Annotated in this window: 19 protein-coding genes and 2 pseudogenes; 11 read left to right on the forward strand and 10 right to left on the reverse strand. The window is 57.9% G+C overall.

Features of this window, described 5'->3' with window-relative positions:
* Positions 1–518: 518 nt before the first annotated feature.
* Together CSE6_RS13530 and CSE6_RS13535 are read right to left on the reverse strand one after the other, a co-directional pair.
* On the reverse strand, positions 519–1073 hold the full coding sequence (locus CSE6_RS13530; RefSeq protein ID WP_059440734.1) for a DUF3455 domain-containing protein: 555 nt from the start codon (positions 1071–1073) through the stop codon (positions 519–521).
* A gap of 68 nt (positions 1074–1141) precedes the next feature.
* Entirely contained in the window at positions 1142–1735 is a 594-nt protein-coding gene (locus CSE6_RS13535; protein WP_034378194.1) for a ferritin-like domain-containing protein, read from the reverse strand.
* 238 nt (positions 1736–1973) lie between these two features.
* Between CSE6_RS13535 and CSE6_RS13540 the strand changes: the two genes are divergently transcribed.
* Positions 1974–2549: an RNA polymerase sigma factor gene (locus CSE6_RS13540; RefSeq protein WP_059440735.1), complete on the forward strand. Its 576-nt coding sequence runs from the start codon at positions 1974–1976 to the stop codon at positions 2547–2549.
* An 18-nt stretch (positions 2550–2567) separates the two neighbouring features.
* Entirely contained in the window at positions 2568–3371 is an 804-nt protein-coding gene (locus tag CSE6_RS13545; RefSeq protein WP_059440736.1) for an anti-sigma factor domain-containing protein, read from the forward strand.
* Positions 3372–3973: 602 nt separating this feature from the next.
* On the opposite strand, the gene CSE6_RS13550 is transcribed toward CSE6_RS13545, so the two are convergent.
* The 3 genes from CSE6_RS13550 to CSE6_RS13560 all read right to left on the reverse strand — a co-directional run bounded on the left by CSE6_RS13550 (position 3974) and on the right by CSE6_RS13560 (position 5768).
* Positions 3974–4252: a hypothetical protein gene (locus CSE6_RS13550; RefSeq protein ID WP_012839754.1), complete on the reverse strand. Its 279-nt coding sequence runs from the start codon at positions 4250–4252 to the stop codon at positions 3974–3976.
* Between the two features lie 83 nt (positions 4253–4335).
* Complete coding sequence (locus tag CSE6_RS13555) at positions 4336–5118, reverse strand: molybdopterin-dependent oxidoreductase (RefSeq protein ID WP_012839755.1); 783 nt, start codon at positions 5116–5118, stop codon at positions 4336–4338.
* Positions 5115–5768, reverse strand: a complete 654-nt coding sequence (locus CSE6_RS13560; RefSeq protein WP_054075471.1) for a cytochrome b/b6 domain-containing protein — start codon at positions 5766–5768, stop codon at positions 5115–5117. Before CSE6_RS13560 ends, CSE6_RS13555 begins: the two co-directional genes overlap by 4 nt.
* Before the next feature lie 720 nt (positions 5769–6488).
* Between CSE6_RS13560 and CSE6_RS13565 the strand changes: the two genes are divergently transcribed.
* The 6 genes and pseudogenes from CSE6_RS13565 to CSE6_RS13590 form a co-directional block, all read left to right on the forward strand.
* The gene (locus tag CSE6_RS13565) at positions 6489–6878 is read left to right on the forward strand and encodes a hypothetical protein (protein ID WP_059440737.1); all 390 of its coding nucleotides are present in this window, start codon (positions 6489–6491) and stop codon (positions 6876–6878) included.
* 34 nt (positions 6879–6912) lie between these two features.
* On the forward strand, positions 6913–7911 hold the full coding sequence (locus CSE6_RS13570; protein ID WP_238585697.1) for a catalase family peroxidase: 999 nt from the start codon (positions 6913–6915) through the stop codon (positions 7909–7911).
* Between the two features lie 190 nt (positions 7912–8101).
* A pseudogene (locus CSE6_RS13575) lies at positions 8102–8326 on the forward strand (HD family hydrolase); the annotation flags it as partial.
* 106 nt (positions 8327–8432) lie between these two features.
* On the forward strand, positions 8433–9959 hold the full coding sequence (istA, locus tag CSE6_RS13580) for an IS21-like element ISCsp3 family transposase (RefSeq protein WP_059440738.1): 1527 nt from the start codon (positions 8433–8435) through the stop codon (positions 9957–9959).
* The gene (gene istB / locus CSE6_RS13585) at positions 9949–10746 is read left to right on the forward strand and encodes an IS21-like element helper ATPase IstB (protein WP_042412099.1); all 798 of its coding nucleotides are present in this window, start codon (positions 9949–9951) and stop codon (positions 10744–10746) included. Before istA ends, istB begins: the two co-directional genes overlap by 11 nt.
* Before the next feature lie 73 nt (positions 10747–10819).
* Positions 10820–11197 (forward strand): annotated as a pseudogene (locus CSE6_RS13590) (HD domain-containing protein); the annotation flags it as partial.
* Positions 11198–11696: 499 nt separating this feature from the next.
* On the opposite strand, the gene CSE6_RS13595 reads toward CSE6_RS13590, so the two are convergent.
* From CSE6_RS13595 to CSE6_RS13605, 3 genes are all read right to left on the reverse strand, one after another.
* Complete coding sequence (locus CSE6_RS13595; RefSeq protein ID WP_059440739.1) at positions 11697–12614, reverse strand: nitroreductase; 918 nt, start codon at positions 12612–12614, stop codon at positions 11697–11699.
* A 195-nt stretch (positions 12615–12809) separates the two neighbouring features.
* A complete protein-coding gene (locus CSE6_RS13600) occupies positions 12810–13094 on the reverse strand; it encodes a hypothetical protein (protein WP_003071094.1) in 285 nt (94 codons plus the stop codon).
* Between the two features lie 399 nt (positions 13095–13493).
* Positions 13494–13811: a winged helix-turn-helix domain-containing protein gene (locus CSE6_RS13605; protein ID WP_003071090.1), complete on the reverse strand. Its 318-nt coding sequence runs from the start codon at positions 13809–13811 to the stop codon at positions 13494–13496.
* 856 nt (positions 13812–14667) lie between these two features.
* On the opposite strand from CSE6_RS13605, the gene CSE6_RS13610 reads away from it, so the two are divergent.
* Both CSE6_RS13610 and CSE6_RS13615 read left to right on the forward strand, forming a co-directional pair.
* Complete coding sequence (locus CSE6_RS13610) at positions 14668–15129, forward strand: cupin domain-containing protein (protein ID WP_059440741.1); 462 nt, start codon at positions 14668–14670, stop codon at positions 15127–15129.
* A gap of 185 nt (positions 15130–15314) precedes the next feature.
* Complete coding sequence (locus CSE6_RS13615; RefSeq protein ID WP_083994732.1) at positions 15315–15629, forward strand: heavy-metal-associated domain-containing protein; 315 nt, start codon at positions 15315–15317, stop codon at positions 15627–15629.
* 271 nt (positions 15630–15900) lie between these two features.
* Here the strand turns inward: CSE6_RS13615 and CSE6_RS13620 are convergent, their stop codons facing one another.
* The gene (locus CSE6_RS13620) at positions 15901–17133 is read right to left on the reverse strand and encodes a DUF4382 domain-containing protein (RefSeq protein WP_059440742.1); all 1233 of its coding nucleotides are present in this window, start codon (positions 17131–17133) and stop codon (positions 15901–15903) included.
* 281 nt (positions 17134–17414) lie between these two features.
* On the opposite strand from CSE6_RS13620, the gene CSE6_RS26085 reads away from it, so the two are divergent.
* Entirely contained in the window at positions 17415–17588 is a 174-nt protein-coding gene (locus CSE6_RS26085; protein WP_012839764.1) for a hypothetical protein, read from the forward strand.
* A gap of 422 nt (positions 17589–18010) precedes the next feature.
* Here the strand turns inward: CSE6_RS26085 and CSE6_RS13625 are convergent, their stop codons facing one another.
* Complete coding sequence (locus tag CSE6_RS13625; protein WP_238585698.1) at positions 18011–18421, reverse strand: DUF6713 family protein; 411 nt, start codon at positions 18419–18421, stop codon at positions 18011–18013.
* Positions 18422–18667 lie beyond the last annotated feature (246 nt).

Below are 18667 nucleotides of genomic sequence, written 5' to 3' on the forward strand. Positions count from 1 at the left end.
CTACCCGCGCTCATTACCCATGGTCAGGGACATCAGTAGCTCAAACCGTAATCAGATGGCAGCTGTCAGCCTCGGACCGACCGCAATGGGTACACCGGGCTGCCCCTTACCAGCCGGTATTGCATTGCCGAAGCCGCCGAGCGACGAAACCGGAAAAGGCAGCCGCCTCGGTGGCGTGCCGCAGCTGTTTCCATGATTCCTAGAAGCAAACATCAATGGAAAGAAAGCATGGTGGCCGGCTTCAAAGGCAAGATCGTTCTGGTGACCGGCAGTGGCTCCGGCATAGGCCGGGGACACGCATCGTGGCTGCCGAAATCAAGCCCTAGCAGGCCATTGCCGCAGGCGATTCGGGGCAAGGTACCGAAATCGAGGCTCTGGTTACCCAATGCGAGAGCCACGAGATCCATGGGCACGCTCGTGCTATCTGGCCTGCGTGGGGACTGCACCTCGTGCACCAGGCTGAAAAATGGCGCCACGTTCCGGCCTCTTACAGGGAAGGCGCGCCACTGGACTCTCTGTCAGGCAGCTTTCCAGAAAATATAGTCGGCCCGATACTGCACGATCTGCTTGCTGCCCAGATTCGCGGCTCCGCAGGCCATGCTCGGCGCGACGCCACCCTTGGTTGCCACACGCTGGATATAGGTCACCTCCTGCATGGCTCCCACGCCGCTAGCAGGGTTGGCCTTGACCAGTTGCAGAGGGATATTGCCCGCTCCGGCAGGAGCCACGGCAAGCTGCGTGGCAGTGACCTTGGAGCCGTCGTTATTCTCCCAAGTCGCTGGCGGCCCCCAGTATTTGCCGATGACCGTACCGCTTCGCGTTTGCAGCTTGGCATCGGGGCCTACAAACACCCATTCGTGCTCGGCTGCCATGTCCTTTTTGGCTCGGCACTCATAGGTGATCTGGCCAATACCCACGGTCTCCATGGCCACTTTGTGTCCTGCGGGTACTTGCACGGAAGCCGGAAGTTCAGCTTGCGAATACATGGAGTGCGATCCCATGGATGAGCAAGCGCTCAGGCCAAGCGCGGATAGGCACAGAGCAGTCAGCGAAAGTGTGTGTCGGTGCGTCATGATAATTCCCTCAAACAAGGTGAGAAATGCACTGGGCAGACTTGCCCGGTACTCGAGGCTGCGGCTTGTCAGCCGCCAAACGTCAAGGCGTTGCCAGGCAGCGGACGACCCAGAGCCGAGCTCAGTGCTGTGTAATGCATGGTTTCATCAGCCGCTAGGCGTCCCGCGACCTTGGCCAGATCACGGCTCTCAAAGGCGGGAATGACGCCCAGGTAGGCGTTGGTCGCCCCAAGTTCCAGTCTTGCGGCAAGAGCCAGTACATCAGCCTGGCTTTTCAGAGTTGCAGCCTTCAGCGATTCGGCATAGGTCTGCATCGGGGCCTCGGCTACCGGTTTGCCACCCATTTTCTGAATGGTTGCAATCAAGGCATCACGGTGGGCCTTGTGATGGCTTTGGAACAGCAGTGCGACATCCAGCACGGGCTTTTGCAGCAGACCGCTACCGGCTCCCAGCTGGTATGCATTGATAGCCTCATGTTCCAGCCCCAGGGCCACATTGAGGATGGATACATCCTTGGCTGGGTCATTGCCCATGCCTTGAGCCAGAGCTTCGCTGCCTGCCAGCATGGCGACGGCCACCGCTGACAAAGTGCCGGTAGTACCCAGAAATCCGCGTCGCGATGCCATGAGTGAGGGATGGCCTTCAAACAGATTGATCTTCATGATGACTCCTAGTTGGCTGTGGGGCTGTGTCGAGCAATTTCGATGTCCGACCCTTGGAATACGCAGGCTGTGGATCGGTGGATTCAAGTTTTTGAAAATATTTCTGAGCCAATTCATGCGTTGCCCACATCCGGCAGCCGAGATGCTGCGTATAGGTAAACAGGCAAGGTCGGCAATACGCCTTGGCAGTTATCCAACAGCGCCGCATTAAAGAGGCGCTTCTGTTCACAATGGCTGCATGAGCGCCAAAACATCGGACAACGAATTAATGGACTTACTCGACCGCGTCGCAACCCGGGATGAGCGTGCTCTCAAGCTGCTGTACGACCTGACCGCCTCGCGGCTGTATGGGCTGGCTCTGCGCATCGTCGCCAACAAAGAGTGGGCCGAGGATGTGTTGCAAGAGAGCTTTCTGGGCATCTGGCGCAGTGCGGAGACCTACCGAGACTCGCTCAGCCCGCCTCTGGCCTGGATGGGCATGCTGGTGCGCAGCCGGGCTTTGGACTTTTTGCGCCGGCGCAGGGCCGAGCGCCTGCATCTCAATGTCCCGATCGAGAGCGTGGAAGATCTGTTGCAGGACCAGGATGCGCAAGCGCCCATGCAGCTGATCGAGGCTAGCGAACAGGCCGCGGCATTGCATCAGTGCCTGCAGCAACTGGCGCAGCCCCAGCGCCAAGTGGTGAGCTTGGCCTATCTGAGAGATTTAAGTCATAGCGAGCTGGCCAGCTGCCTGAAGCTGCCGCTGGGCACCGTCAAGACATGGATGCGCCGCAGCCTGGAGCAACTGCGCAAATGCATGGCCCGCCATGTCTGAGCGTCAGGAGTCCACATCATGAATCTGACTCGAAACCCCGAATTACTCGACCGCCTGGCTGCTTCCTATTCATTGGGAACCTTGCACGGGGGAGCACGCCGACGCTTTGAGCAACTGGCACGCGAATATCCGCAGGTACGGGCGGCAGCATTGCTGTGGCAAGGTCGCTGGTCGGCCTTCTCCGAGGTTCAGACTCCAATACAGCCCGATGCAGCGGTCTGGACACGCATCGTCAATTTGCTGCAAGCCGAAAATGCCAGCATCAGACTGGCTCGCCAACGTGAGGCCGCTGTATCGAAGCCGCCAGTGCCATCACTCGCTTGGTGGCGTGGGCTGGCCCTGGCAGGCGGATTGGCCACTGTGGCGGCTGTCTCGGTGGGACTTTGGTTTCAGCGGGGGCTCGAAGACGCCTCACAGCAACAACTGTCTGCGCTGCAAGCTCAGCTCCAGATGACACAGGCTGCACTGCAGGCTGCTCCCCAGATTCAGTATGTGGCGGTGCTGGCCGACGGCAAGGCCGATGCATCCATGCTGGTGACGTTCGATCCTCGACATAAGCAATTGGTGTTGCAGCGTGTGAGCGGCTTTAAAGAAGCGGACAACCAGTCTTTGCAACTATGGGCCTTGCCCCAGCAAGGCGCTCCGCGCTCTTTGGGCGTCATGGGTGATGGAAAGCTTGAGCAACTCACTGCGCAGGAGAGCGATGTGAACGCAATCCCGGCCCTGGCCATCAGCCTGGAGCCGAAAGGCGGCGTCCCCAGCTCAACGGGGCCGACTGGCCCGGTGCTTTTCAAGGGCTCACTCATTCGCCGAGATCTCTGATTCGCGTCTCCATTGACACTGCAGCGAACTGTGCCCGATGTGTCCAGAACCTTTGAGGTTCTGCCATAAGTGGCGAGTCCTGTCGCTGCCTTCTGCTGCAAAAACGGTGCATCGGCTTGCTCGCCCGAATGAGCGCCTTGAATTGCTTGGCAAATGCGCGGCCATCATTCAGGCTTCCTGGAGGCGCAAGGTAAGTTGCGACATCGCCGTATGACCATGCTCAGGACATGCTGACGTGGCTGCCTGGATGGATGTGCGGCTACAGCCCCCGATCTCTTGAATCACCAGCAAGAATGCCGGTGATGATTGGCACCTGCTACGGCTAGTACAGATGCCGACCCTTGAACTTCGGACTCCAGCCCTCCAGCGCATGAACGAGCCGACTATCTTTCAGGACAGCATCTGCTCGTCTTCCGGCCGCATCGTGACAGCCCAGCCCAGCCCAGCCCGGCCCGGCTCGGCCAGAGTGGCCCGGACTGGGTGGTCCGCGCGTTGTGATTGCAGGAACAAAATGAGCTTGATGCTGCGTCAGCTGCGGACGCAGTAGCTGGAGTGCGGGGAGCGACAAGACGTCAAGATGGCTATTGCCGCTCCTTTGCTTGCTATTTGCCCATGGCGCCCTTTGACATTCCTTCCTTACCCATGGCGTCCTTGCTCATCTTGTCCTTGCCCATGTGATCCATGGAAGACTTTTCGTCCTTGGTCATTGCGCCCTTGCTCATGCTCATGGAATCCTTGTGCTTGGAGTCCTTGCCCATGGCAGGCTTGTCCATTTGATCTTTGCCCATGGGCTCCTTGGTCATCGCATCGGCTGCAAAGGCCGAAGTGACGCTCAATGCCAGACACATGGAAAGCGCGGTGGTGATGAATGCGTGTTTCATGATGGTACTTTCTTGGCTCAGGTGGAAAAAGACGGCATGCGCCGCAGTGGGAACAGGAGAGATCGGTTTGAAGAAGTGTTTCCTCAGCTGCCGCCGAACCAGTTGTAGCCCTGGTCTTCCCAGTAGCCGCGGTTGAAGGAGTTGCTCACGAAGATGGCCCGTATGTGCTTGGGATTCTTGTAGCCCAGCTTGGTAGGCATGCGAAGCTTCATCGGGAAGCCGTATCTGGGTGGCAGAGGCTGTCCATCCCAGTCGAGTGCGAGCAGCGTCTGAGGATGCAGGGCTGTCGCCATATCGATGCTGGTGTAGTAGTCATCGGCACATTGAAAGCCTACATAGCGGGCACTGAGGTCAGCTCCCACGGCGCGTAGAAAGTCACCAAAGCGTGGACCACCCCATTTGCCGATGGCGCTCCAGCCTTCCACACATATGTGGCGCGTGACCTGCGTGTACTGCGGCAGCGCGCGCAGCTCGTGGAGCGTCCAGCTGCGCTTGTCGGCCACAAGGCCTGTGACCTCCAGAAGAAAACTGGCTCCGTCCACTTCCGGAACCCTGCTTTCGTCATAAAAAGCATTGAAGGGAAATGGCCGGGTGATCATGGATTCGGGATAAGTGGGTGCAAGACGCGAGGAGTCGAACAGCCAGCCCTGTATACGATCGTTGAAGCGCGATATCCGGGAGAGCGCCGCTTCTGCTGTGGCGTTGTCGTCGATGCGGCACCCACTGAGCAGACCGATACCGCCCAGTGTGAGACCTCGTGCCAGAAACTGCCGACGCGTTGATTGCGACAACTGCCTGTCGATCAGCCGACTAGCCTCGGCGACCACGACTTCACCGTTGTCCCTATGCCAGGGGGATGTGCTCATGTCGTGCTCTCCTTGATCGCAGGGCGGAACGTCGGGCGGCCCAGCACCATGAGGAGCAAAGAGCGCGGAACCAGTACGACCATGAGAAGATGAACGGCAACAAAGCAGACAATGGCCGCCATGCAGTAAAAATGAATGCGTCGTGCCATGTCGTAGCCACCCAGAAGCTCGCGCAGCAGCGGAAACTGCACCGACTTCCAGATCACCAGGCCACTGAGCACCAGCAATATCAAATCTGCAACGGCAAACAGGTAGGCTGCACGCTGCAGCTGGTTGTAGTGACTCAAGTCTGAATGCGACAAGCGTGCCGTCAGTGCGAGCCAGGTGTCACGCAATATGCCGCGCACAGTGACGGGAAGCATGCGCTGCGCAAACCTGCCTGTGAACAGATTGAGCAGCAGATAGGCAAGCCCATTGAGCACGAACAGCCACATACCCGCGAAATGCCATTGCAGTGCGCCGCCCAGCCAGCCGCCCAGGGTGAGGCCGGCGGGAAAGAAGAAGTCAAAAATGGGCGAGGCGTTGTAGATTCGCCAGCCGCTCATCACCATGACCAGCACAGCTAGTGCATTGATCCAGTGGGTCATACGCAGCCACAGCGGCTGAACTGTGGCGCTGCGCTTCGGCGGTTGATGTGCAGGAGAAGGCATGAGCACATTGTTTTGCGCACCTGATCTCGAAGTCCTCACCGAAAGTTCAAAAAATCGTGATAGTTCGGCAAGCGCAGTGGATGAGCTGAATCGAGCCTCTTCTACGCAGTGCTCAGCAATTGCCTTTGTTGTCAGCAGAACTTTGCAACCTTGCCGAATGCATGCCTCCCTGCTTCAGGGCAGTTGCAGCACAGACAAGACCAAGGGCTTCCAGCCTGTTTCTCGAGGGTTCACAGTCCCTCTTCTTGAACGACAAGACTATCGAGGATTCACAGCTGAACAAAGCTGCAGCTCCCATGCCTGCGAAGACTGACTGGCCGGCCACTCTGCTTCCAGCAACTGGGCTCGCTTAGACGACGGCATCAGAAACGCCTGGTTGGGCGAGCGCTTCAGGCTTGAGCGGGTAAAGGCGGATTGTTCTGGCGGCCATCTGCTTCGCAATCAATGACTACCCGACAACAGTGGTGCAGACATGTATCGCTTTTGGGGCGATGCAGCTCATTCATAAGCTGCTTGACCTGGCTGCGCACTGGTTTTCCTCGACAGCTGCGAGCCGCAGAGATCGGCCCCAGAGACATGTCTATTGGGTGACGCGGCCTGATCTACGCATGGCCTGCATCGTTGACATCAATAGAGATTGAAAACCGCGTAGTTACCGCTCTGCATGGAATAAACCGCTTCGTTGAACTGTTTACAGCAAGTCAACCAAAAGGAGACTCCATGACCCGCCTCGTTTTCCTTGTCGCCCTGAACTCGGTGCTGCTGGCGGCCTGTGCCATGACATCCGGGACCCAGGCACAGATGCCAGCCTCCGCCATCAATGGTGTGCTCGTTGGCCCCAATCAGATGACGCTCTATGTCTTCGACAAGGATGCCGCTGGTTCCGGAAAAAGCGTGTGCAACGGAGTCTGCGCCACGAACTGGCCTCCGTTGATGGTGGCCGCAGGCAGCGCTGCTAGTGGCGACTGGAGCGTCGTGATCCGCGACAGCGGCGACAAACAATGGGCCTACAAAGGCCGTCCGCTCTACTACTGGTCCAAAAATGCCAAGCCAGGAGACAAGACGGGAGATGGCTTTCTCCACAACGTCTGGCACACAGCCCAACCCTAAGCGTCCAAGGTCCGACCATTGAAAGGAAGAAACAATGAACCGCAGAAAAATAAAGCTCGCAGCGGCTTGCGTCATGGCACTGCCCCCGGTTTACCTCCAGGCTGCTGAACCTGAAGTGACGGCACCCGAGGTGGTCCAGGCTCTGGAGGGTACCTTTGGCGTACACCAGGGACAGCGCCGCAATCACATCAAAGGAAGCTGCGCGATCGGCGAATTCGTCGGCACCGCTGAGGCGGCCGTTTACTCGCGCTCCCTCTTGTTCACAGGCAAAGTCGTTCCGGTAATCGCCCGCTTCTCTCTGGCAGGTGGCAATCCCAAGGTCCCTGATGCCGCCAGGAGCGCGCGTGGCATGGCGCTGCAATTCAAGCTCCCGCAGGGGCGGTTGCAGCAGATGTCCATGTTGAACACCCCCATGTTCGGTGCATCCAGCCCCAGGACTTTCCTGGATCTGACTTTGGCCCAGCGCCCGGATCCCGCCACCGGCAAGCCAGATCCGGAAACGCTCAGCGCATTCAAGGCTTCCCATCCCGACAATCATGCCCAGGCGCAATATTTGGCCAGCCACAACCCGCCGGATAGCTACACCCACAGCGCATTCTTTGGAATTCACACGTTTAAGTTCATCAATGCACAAGACAAGGTGACCCCGGTGCGCTGGCGCTTCGTGCCGCAGGAGGGTGAGAAGTCTCTGAGCAACGAAGCATTGAAGACTGCAGGTGCCGACTTCCTGGAGAAAGCCTTGATCGACAGCACGGCGCAAAAGCCGGCTCGCTGGGACATGCTGGTGACTATAGGGCAGCCTGGCGATCCACAGGACGACCCTACGCAGCCCTGGCCTGCACAGCGGCCCGAGTTCAAGGCCGGTACATTGACGATCACCAGTGCTTCGCCCCAAAAAGCATCCATGTGCGAGTCGATCAACTTTGATCCTATGGTCATGGCCGACGGCATTGCGCCGACCAATGATCCGGTGCTCCGCTTTCGCTCCCAGGCCTATGCTGTGTCATTTGGCAAGCGCTTGAGCGGTCAATGAATTCCAGGATCACCTCGAATGGATCAAGACATCCGGGCATCCGAGACTGCGGCCGGCAGACCTTGCAGTTCGCGGCCGAACCAGCCTGCGTGCATCCGGCAGAGTGCATAGGGCGAATGCTCGTCTCCTGGCCTCCCTGGCTTTTCAGCATGCGACGACCGAGAACATATGGGTCTTTATAGAATCGGGCATGGATATCGACAAGATCAAGGGCCGTCTGGCCTTTCTGCAAGAAGCGGAAAAGCTCAAGAGCGTGCTCCGAAGCGCGCGCACATCGACAGGCAGGACGGAGAGCACCGCCGAACATACTTGGCGTCTGTGTCTGATGGCGATGACATTCGAGGACGAACTGGCCGACATGGACATGCTCAAGCTGCTGAAAATGTGCCTTGTGCATGATTTGGGCGAAGCGATGTTGATTTCCACGCAGAAGTGACCCACTAACCCCCAGGATTTCCATCTAAATCTGATCCACGTATTAACCCTAGCCTGCTGCTTTCTTAGGCAGCAGGAGACCAGGAGTGATAGACGTGGCAACACTGAGTGTCATCAGGCGATGGGCCCTGCGCGAGCAACTGTCCATCCGCGAGATCTCCCGCCGCACAGGCCTGTCTCGCAACACCATTCGCAAGTACCTGCGCGCTGACTCTGCCGAGCCCAGCTATGCCAAGCGGGTCAGTCCCAGCAAGCTCGATCCGTTCGCCACCAAGCTGGCCGACTGGCTCAAGACCGAGTCCACCCGGGGTCGCAAGCAGCGACGCACCGTCAAACAGATGTACTTTGACCTGAAGGTGCTGGGCTACAGCGGCTCTTACAACCGCGTGGCGGCCTTCGCCCGAGTCTGGCAAGCCCAGCAGATGCAGGCACAGCAAACGACCGGCCGCGGCACCTTCGTGCCCCTCCTATTCGATTGCGGTGAGGCGTTCCAGTTTGACTGGTCCGAGGACTGGGCCGTCATCGCCGGTGTGCGCACCAAGCTGCAAGTGGCCCACTTCAAGCTCAGCCACAGTCGTGCTTTTTATCTGCGTGCCTACCCCCTGCAGACCCATGAGATGCTGTTTGACGCTCACAACCACGCCTTTGAGGTGCTTGGTGGCGTACCTCGCAGGGGCATCTACGACAACATGCGCACCGCCGTGGATCGGGTCCGCAAGGGTAAGGACAGAGACGTCAATGCACGCTTTGCCGCCATGGTCAGCCACTTCCTGTTTGAAGCCGAGTTCTGCAACCCGGCCTCCGGGTGGGAGAAGGGGCAGGTGGAGAAGAATGTGCGCGACGCTCGTCATCGCCTGTGGCAATCGGTGCCAGCGTTTGCAACGCTGGACGACCTCAATGCCTGGTTAGAGCAGCGCTGCCAGGCGCTGTGGCACGAGATTGAGCATGGCAAGCTTCCCGGAACCGTTGCGGACGTCTGGGCCCAGGAGCGCTCTGCACTGATGCCCGTGCCAAGGGCCTTTGATGGCTTCGTGGAGCACACCAAGCGAGTCTCACCCACCTGCCTGATTCACTTTGAGCGCAACCGCTACAGTGTCCCGGCTCCATACGCCAACAGGCCCGTTAGCCTGCGTGTCTATGCCAGTCGGCTGGTTGTGGCGGCTGAGGGGCAGCTGCTCTGCGAGCACCAGCGGGTCATTGAGCGCAATCATCACGGTGCGGGCCAGACGATCTACGACTGGCGTCACTACCTGGCCGTCCTCCAGCGCAAACCTGGCGCTTTGCGCAACGGTGCCCCATTCCAGGAATTACCCCCAGCCTTCAAGAGGCTGCAGGCCTTGCTGCTCAAGCAGCGAGGCGGAGATCGGGAGATGGTGGAGATCCTGGCCCTGGTGCTTCACCATGATGAGCAGGCGGTGCTCGCAGCAGTTGAGCTGGCGTTGGAGGCCGGGGCTCCCAGCAAGACACACATCCTGAACGTTCTGCATAGATTGGTCGATGGCAGACCCGCTCCGGCTCCGGTCACTTCCCCCCAAGCCTTGCGCCTGGTGGTGGAACCCATGGCCAATGTGCTGCGCTATGACCAGTTGAGGGAGGTGCGCCATGCGACATGACCCAGCTATTGCGGCCATCGTCATCATGTTGCGAGAGCTCAAGATGCATGGCATGGCTCAGGCGGTCAATGAACTGGCTGAACAAGGGGCCCCAGCGTTTGACGCTGCGCAGCCCATCCTGTCGCAGTTGCTCAAGGCCGAGACTGCCGAACGGGAGGTACGCTCGGTGGCCTATCAGCTCAAGGTGGCAAGGTTCCCAGCCTATCGAGACCTGACGGGCTTCAACTTCAGCCACAGCGAGGTCAATGAAGCCTTGGTTCGGCAGTTGCACCGCTGTGAGTTCCTAGAAGATGCCAACAACGTGGTTCTCGTGGGCGGACCGGGAACGGGTAAGACCCACATTGCCACAGCCCTGGGCGTGCAAGCGATTGAACATCACCACCGCAGGGTGCGGTTCTTCTCAACGGTGGAGTTGGTCAACGCATTGGAGGAAGAGAAGGCTCAGGGCAAGGCGGGACAGCTCGCTCACCGGCTGGCGTATGCCGACCTGGTGATTCTGGATGAGCTGGGTTACCTGCCATTCAGTGCCTCTGGCGGGGCACTTCTGTTCCATCTGCTGTCCAAACTCTACGAACGCACCAGCGTCGTGATCACCACCAACCTGAGCTTCAGTGAATGGGCCAGCGTGTTCGGGGACGCAAAGATGACCACGGCACTGCTGGACCGACTCACCCATCACTGCCATATTCTTGAAACCGGCAACGACAGCTACCGATTCAAGAACAGTTCTGCCCAGCAACCCCAATCTAAAAAGGAAAGGAACACCAAGAACTTATCCACAACGTGAGCTTCAAGTTCACGCAACAGGGTGGGTCAGATCGAGATGGAATTGGTGGGTTCAGATTGCATGGAAATCAACAGAAGCGATTCACGGAGACATTCCTGCCATCGAGAAAGACCAGCATCCTGACAAAAGCGAGCAGGAAAAGGCCGATCTGCTGCATCTCACACGCTCGCTCGATAAGTCGCACCAAGCCGAGATCCTTGCGCTTTGGCAGGAGTATGAGGATGCCGCATCGCCCGAAGCCAAAGCCGTGAAGGCACTGGACAAGCTGGAGACCATTCTTCAGCACAACCAGGGAGCCAACCCGGCCGACTTCGACTACGGATTCAATCTGACCTACGGTCAGAAGCACACCAGCGCCGAACCTCTGTTTTCATTGATGCGCAGAATCCTCGACGAAGGCACACGCCAGAGAATGGCCGAAGCCTCCTGCAATCCTGGCCAGTCGCTCTAGGCCACCGTCAAGCGACTGCCAGCAAGGCATTTCTTGTCTGAGAATGAGTGTTGCAAAGCAGCCCTTGCTCGTCGCAATCGAGCTGCTGCATCGTGCTCGGGTGAGCAGCAGCGTACGGGAATCGACAATCACAGCAGTTGGAATGGTTCGACTGCTCCCCAAAACCTGAGTCTTCGATTTTTCATACGGCCTCGGTCGAGCACAGTCGCGGCTTTGGGCCAGAAGCTTGCGGCCGCAAACCTCAGCCTCTGGACAGATATGCAGCGGCAGCATCGAATCGAAACATCAAGCAGCACTCATACCTGGCAAACGCATGATCTTTGGGGGCTTCGAGCCCTCAGTCGAAGTGAAGACCTGAGGCCAGCCTTCGGGCCCCGCTGCCCGTGACCCACTCAAGCATGCCGGTCATCTCCTTGCGCACACTTGGCCAGTCAAGAGCAGCACTCGCAGCTTGCCTGCAAAAGCATGCCGCCTGCGTCTGGCGAAGATGTCGCATAGCTTAGCGGGAAGCCTGTGATTCGGAGATTGCATTGCTGGCCGCCGAATCAAGGCAGACCTGGCTTTTCGCAGGTGTCTCAACACTCGGTTCACCGGAATGCCAGAAGGCTCTCACAGAATCGAGCATGGGGGGCTTTCGCTGCGACGGCGCTGCCCTGATGCTGCCGAGGCTGATGAATCCGGCCAGATACTCGGTGGACTCGACCCCCAGCTCAGAGCAAAGCAAAACGTCGAAGCAGCGCTCTCCGCTGAGCATGATGGCACCAAAGCCGAGTTGATGCGCGGCATTCAGCAGGTTGCCCAGCGCTGAGCCGGCTGCCAGCCATTGTTCACGCTCCGGCACCCGCATGCGCAGCTTGGGCGAAATGATGAAAGCGAGCAAAGTTGGGCTGCGTGTAGCGTGCTCACGCGCACGCCTGAGGTCCTCAGTGGAGGCTAGAGGGTCGCGGCGCAATTTCTCCTGTTCGAATAAATCTGCCAGCCGCGCTCGAGAATCCGCGGGAAACACCAGTACACGCCAAGGATGTAGACCACCATGATCTGGTGCGCTTAACGCCGCCTCGATCATCAGGTCGATCTCCTGGCTGTCCGCTCCAGGTGCCTCAAGTCGCTTCGGTGAGACGGAGCGTCGATCTAGAAGAGGGGCAATTGCCTTTCTGCTGTTCGAAGCCGCAAATACATGCTTGAGGGTGGAAATGGCCTCCGACAAGCCTTGAGCCCAGACAACGACCTTCTCGCCTTCAGTCGTGAACCCCCGAAAGACTGTCCCGGTTTTCACCAGGGAACAGCCGTACTCGCGTTCGGCTTCTGCCACAGCTTTCTTCAACTGCGCTTGAGAGATTTGACATGCAATTGCTGCTGCCGCCCAGTCCTGCTCCCGATGGAGGGCCAGCAGGTAGGAAATGTGATCTTGCTTCACTAAAGCCCTCTACTAAACATGATCGTCGCGAAGTACGAACAAGGCATTGACTATTCGAACCAGCTTATGAGCGGTGATCTGGGCGAGCCGTGTTCGTCATGTCTTTGCACATAGAGCGCACACCTTCTCGAATCGATGTCTGCCCTTGCAAAGCCGCACCTGCTTGCGCAAATCTTTGAGGGGAAGATGTGACGTTCAGTCTGCAGCCCCTGAATATCGAACCAAGGGACGCAGCATGGGTTTGAGCGGATCAGGCGTGTTGTCCAACTCGGACAGCGCATCCGCCTGTTCATACAAAGCAGCAGTCACGCCTGGTGAGTACGCCTGGTGCAGGTTGGCCACTTCAAGACGGGTATACAGAGCAGACGCGATGGCCTTGCGGTGCTCTGGCCGCTCGAGATGGAGCCCCCAGATTGACTCCTCCAACAGTATTTCCAGCACTTGCAGCCGCTCTTCAACGCTGAGCTTTTCGCTTCCCATATAGGTCTCAATTCACATAAGCACAAGAGTTCGGGAGACAGTGGCAGGTGGAAGCAGGAGGAGCCGCTGCGTGCCAACTAGACGAAGTCTGCCATGCCAGCCTTCGTTATATTTGAGTATATATTACGAAAAGATAAGCCCCCCTGAATAGGGTGGGTGAAAATGGGGCTGCACTGCTTGCTCATGGTTTGCGAGAAGCAGGCCAGCGTTTCCGGCGGAATTGATGCGATGCATTCAGCGCCCTGCCCTCGTGGTGACGGGGAGGCGATGAGCGTTGAGCGATGAAGCTCGTACTTGAGCCCCAGCACGAAGCTCAATGCCATGAGAGATTCTTTGCACTACGCCACTGCGGGCCACGCAGGATGCCGCTGCGTGCCAGTGCTTGTGCCGCCAGCCTGCCTAGCTGCTGTGGACCAAGGCGACCAGCTTGTCCAGATCGGCTTGACATGCCCTAAGAGCATGTTGCTCGATACGCCTATACAGAGCAATCACCAGATGCCCCGTTTCAGTGAGCTCCGTACCACCGCCATGAGAACCTCCCGTTGATGTGATCACCGCCGGCTTATTCAGCGCATGATTGATGCCATCGACCAGCAACCAGGCCCGGCGGTAGGACATGCCCAGGGATTTGGCGGCCGCGGCAATGGATTTGGTTTCGTTAATGGTCTCCAGGAGTTCGATTTTCCCAGGGCCGATGGCAATGATGTCACCGGCCATAACACGCATGCGCAGCTTCACTTGCGGTAAAGCGCGATTGGAGCGTGAAGGTGTATTGGACATGTGGTTTGAAAGCGCAAGATGTGAAGTTACTGAAGGCTCAGCGTAACCACGTCGCCCTGGGCGGAACTATTCCGGCACAGCACGAATTATGACGATGGCTGAAGCCTCAAGTCCGAAGTATCAGCCTCGTCAACAAGCTCGGTTCATATGGTCGGAGTGCCAAAACCGCTGAACATCGAGGCTGAATGCGCGGCAATAGGCCTTCCGCTCTTTTGCGTGAGCCCTGACCGCGGACTTTGTCGTAAATCATTTGCTGTATGCGACGACCGCTCGTTACTGCGCAGCCCCCCTGGAGTCGTGGCTCAGCTGAGCGCTGTGAAGCGATGACCGACAGGCCGCAACGTGACCATGAGCAGCTCCAATCGCGGCAAAGCCGTCTTCTGGCACATGACTGCATTGTGTCGATGTGCGACAGCCGCAAAACCAGCCCTTGTTGTCAATCGGCTCTGCGATCTGCCGACTCCATGGCCTCACTCCATATCGGAACCTGTGACGCCGCATACCGGAGCAAATTGCAGGTTCTGCAACCTCGAGCTTGGCAACCGCGCCCCCTGGTGCCTCTTGACTCCAGGTTGTCGAGAACCGGCGCTACCATGAGCTGCGCACACAGACATTAGCTTTAGCATTGGCATGGCTTGTAAACCCAATCCGCCTGCAATAGGCTTTGATACCTCCTGTCAACATCTGTGAAGTGCGCATGGCGGATCATCACAGCCCAATTCAGGAAGCTCGTCCCTGATGACGCGTGCGATGTCAGCGGCGATGTGTATGGGTCGCGCGCAAGGAGACTCTGATGTCTCATTTCTCGTTCGCTCGTTCAGCCAGCCTCGTCGCGCTGGCAGTGATACCTATGGCATCCTGGGCCATCCACGGCACCGAAGGTGTCGAGTGGGGAGCACCGCCTCCGGTTCTCGCCAAAGGAGCCAAGTTCGCGGTACTCCTAGGTGATCCCAATCAACCTAGCCCCTATGTGGTGCGTCTGTCCGTGCCCGCTGGCTATCGCGTCTTGCCGCATTGGCACAGCCAAGCCGAGAACGTGACCGTCATCTCGGGCACGGTCATGATCGGAATGGGCGACAAGTGGGACTCGAAGGCACTCAAAGTCCAAAAAGCCGGCAGCTTCGGTTCGATTCCGGCCAAGACCAATCACTTCGCCATGTTCAAGGTTCCAACCGTGATCCAGATCCACGGGGAAGGCCCATTCGACCTGAACTACGTTGATCCGGCAGATGATCCGCAGAAGGCGCACAAGTGAACCCAGGTTGCACTACCAGCGTGCTCTCGGCGGAGCCGCTGGCGTGCCCCCTCGCGCAGAGCAAGCGCATCAGAAACAGCTTGGCACATGCCATCGCCCCCGGTCAGCATCGTAGATACAAGGCATTTGACATTCTCATGATGTCAGGGTTGAGACTTGACTCACAACCTTGAAAGGAGCATGCAATGACTGCTTTTCGTGTGACCGACATGACATGCGGTGGCTGCGCGGGGCGCATCAAACGATCAATTGTGGCCATGGATGACAAGGCCTGCATCGAGTTTGAGCTTAAGAAACGAACCGTGCTTATCTCGGGAACCGCATCTGACGCCGAGTTTGCAGAGGCCATCCAGGATGCGGGGTATACGCCTGAGCTAATTGAACCGACCTCCGCCCTTGCAGGCAATGCAGGCAATGCAGGCCCAAATACTGCTCGATGCAAATGCCGGGCGGCTCATCACGGTGTTTCATGCTGCGGTGGCGATGATTCGCCCTCATGAGCGGCTCGGGTAATGAGGAGACCGATTGAGCCAGGGGCCTCGCCAGAGCGATCGGTTCACCCTCCTGAAGTGCTGGTGCATCCGGCGTGCTCGTCACTTGCCGGAACTCCCGGCGCTTCACACTGCGATTGCAACCCCGGTGATCTCCGATGGATGAAATGAAAGCGGCCTGAAAGGCCAGGCTTTCATTTTGGGAAGCAGGCGACAGCATGATCTGGGCATGGATGCTGAATGCCACGAGCAGCATTCCGACCCATTGCCCAGTTTTTTCTCAAGGTGCCAGAACCAGATCCTTGGTGGTCACACTGTTGGCGGCTGTCAGCGTCACGGCTGGCGCAGTGGTCTGAGTGGTGTAGCCGGCAGCGCTACCCAAGATGTTGTACTTGCCAGCGGCAGCGGTGTCTGCAGTGAAAACCAAAGGCCCGCTTGCGACGTACGGTGCTTTATTGGGAGCCCCCAATGGAAGAGTCAAGCTGTAGTTTGCATTGGCGGGATCAACCAAAGTCCATGCGACGTCCAGCTTCTGGCCTGCACTCAGCACCTGTTGGGCATTGACCTCGGCATCTGTCAAAGGCGTATTGGATGTGTTTGTCACCTTGCCCGCAACAGTCGCCGAAGCAGATGTCGGCAGCGGAATGGGGGCTGTCGATGCGTTGAGCGTGGTGGTACCAGCAGCGATCGAGACAGGAACGCCAGTCACTGCGGCGGTGGTCAGGTTCTGGCCTGCAAGGACGACGGTGTAGTTGGTGTTCTCCGGCAGGTAGGCCAGCACGAACTTGCCTGTGGTGGCATTGGGCACGGTGGCGCGCAAATTGTTGTCCGGGTCACGCGTGGACACCACGATGCTGGAGGCCTGAGCAGGATCCACATAGCCCACAATTGCTGTAGTCAACCGCTTGATGACGGCCACCACGGGTTTGAGGTTGTAGTTGCCTGAGTTACCTGCCTTGACAATGGACTTGCAGGCATCGAAGTCCAGAACCATATCGGCGACCTGGCCGCCGGTGACATTGAAGTTGGCCTTCAGCTTGAAGCCGCTTTGTTGGCCGCTGGGAGTGGTCAGCGCGATCTCGTTGGTCGAGCCCGACAGCACCAGTGCATTGGCCAGCGGATTGGCTGATGTCGGGTTGGAAGGATTGTCAGCCAGCACCAAGCGGACTTGCTGGTAGTTGCCAGCCGATAGCGGCAGCGAACCCAATTCCTGCAGCACGCCATTAGTCAAACCGAGCAGGTCAATGCGCTGGGCAGGAATCGTCAGCTCGCTCCAGCCAGAATCGGTGGCACCAGCCGTAGCGCTCTGATGCACGCGGATTTTGGTGACAGTGACATAGACATGGTCATAGCCACACGCCGGAGCGTCGGTCATGGCCAGCTTGAGCGTGCCTTGCTGTGGGGGGCTATCGCCACCACCACCGCCGCCACATGCTGCCAGGCCGGCAGCAATCAAACCCAGACCCGTCCAGCACAAGGCCTTGGCAGACCGGCATCCATGCAAGTTGCTCATACCTTACCTTTTTGAAAACAAAGACAGCGCAATGCTAGGAGTGCCCTTGGATACAGTGTTACGACTCGTAGAACCCAGTATTCGAGCCGGTCTATGTGCGGATCCAATCATGCTCTACCTTCGGTAACAAAGCCATTGAAACCTGCCTCCATATGCCACGGTCATCGCCGAAAATAAGGCATGGTCGAGGTGATTCAGGTATGGGAGCCATGAAGGCTCGGATGCCAAGCCTGCATTGCCGCCATTGAACAATCCTTGATAGAGAAGTACAGACAAAAGCCATGCTGCGCAGCAAATTGGGAACACTGCTGGTGGTCAGTGCGGCACTTTCTTGTGCAGCAGGATTTGCCCTGGATGCCCAGGGCAGCATCGCGAACCTTGAGCTCTGGATAGCTTTGGCAATCCTGCTGCTCCTCAGCGGTGCAGTCCTGATCGTCTTGGGACAGAACGACTAGCCCGACGCTGTTGCCAGCATCAATCGCGACCGCCAGTTCCAGGCCCTGAGCAAAAGAAATAGTGACGTCACCGAGATCCTCCCGATCATTCTCAGGACCTCCCTGCAGCTCACGGTGACATGCGTCAGATGGAAAGGATTTCTATGAAAAAAATGCTAGCGCTGGTCGCGACAGCTTTGCTGCTCAGCGGCTGTGTCGTGTATCCGAACGGCTACTACGACGACGGATACAGAAAACCCCACCCTCATGGGTGCCCACCTGGGCAAGCCAAGAAAGGCAACTGCTAGCACTGAACCTCGCTGTGCTCAGCCCATAAGCACTTGCAGACATGAATCCATCTGATTGACTGTCATTGGCCCATCATGGAGCCACCGTCGACACAGGCTGACTGCCAGCACAGACCGGGATCAGGCGGTCACCAACTAAGGCAAATCTTCTAGATGGCGCAGAGCCATTAGCTGCCATATCGACAGAATGAATGTAGCCAGCATCAGCGCAATCGACATGGGCTGAATGAATGACTCGCTGCCTTGGAAGAAGAAAAACGCGTGAATGCCTACGGTCAAAAGGCCGAGACAGGCCACGAGCTTGTAGAAAGGCAAGCCGGTTTTCATGTTGGCGACAACCCGGCTGTGCGAGTACATGACCAATCCAATGATTGGAATATTGAGGAGCAGATTGATTTGATTGCCGCCAGGAATGAGGAACAGCTCCCATTCATGCCAATAGGCAGCGTCAATTTGATGCGTGATCAAGATGGTGGCATTGACAGTGCGTCTGTCTATTTTGCGGACATAAAGACTACCCTGGCCGGGTTCTTCAAGCAATTCCATCGGGGATCGCCTCGCACGACCAAGAACGACAGGTCATGAGCATTTGCGGGCTGCTCGGGCTGGACTTGAGCAAGTGACTTGACGCAGGCTGCTCACCATGCAGTCAACGTGCCCCCAAAACCAGCCGTTGCCCCCAAACCCGTCAGATCCGGCCACGGAAAGACTGCACAGGCCAAGCACTCACTGCAGCAACCACTCCGCAGGAATTCGATTGCCGATGCCTGCTTGGTATCCACTCTCACCAGT

It is taken from the genome of Comamonas sp. E6 (assembly GCF_001010305.1).
Classification (GTDB): domain Bacteria; phylum Pseudomonadota; class Gammaproteobacteria; order Burkholderiales; family Burkholderiaceae_C; genus Comamonas; species Comamonas thiooxydans.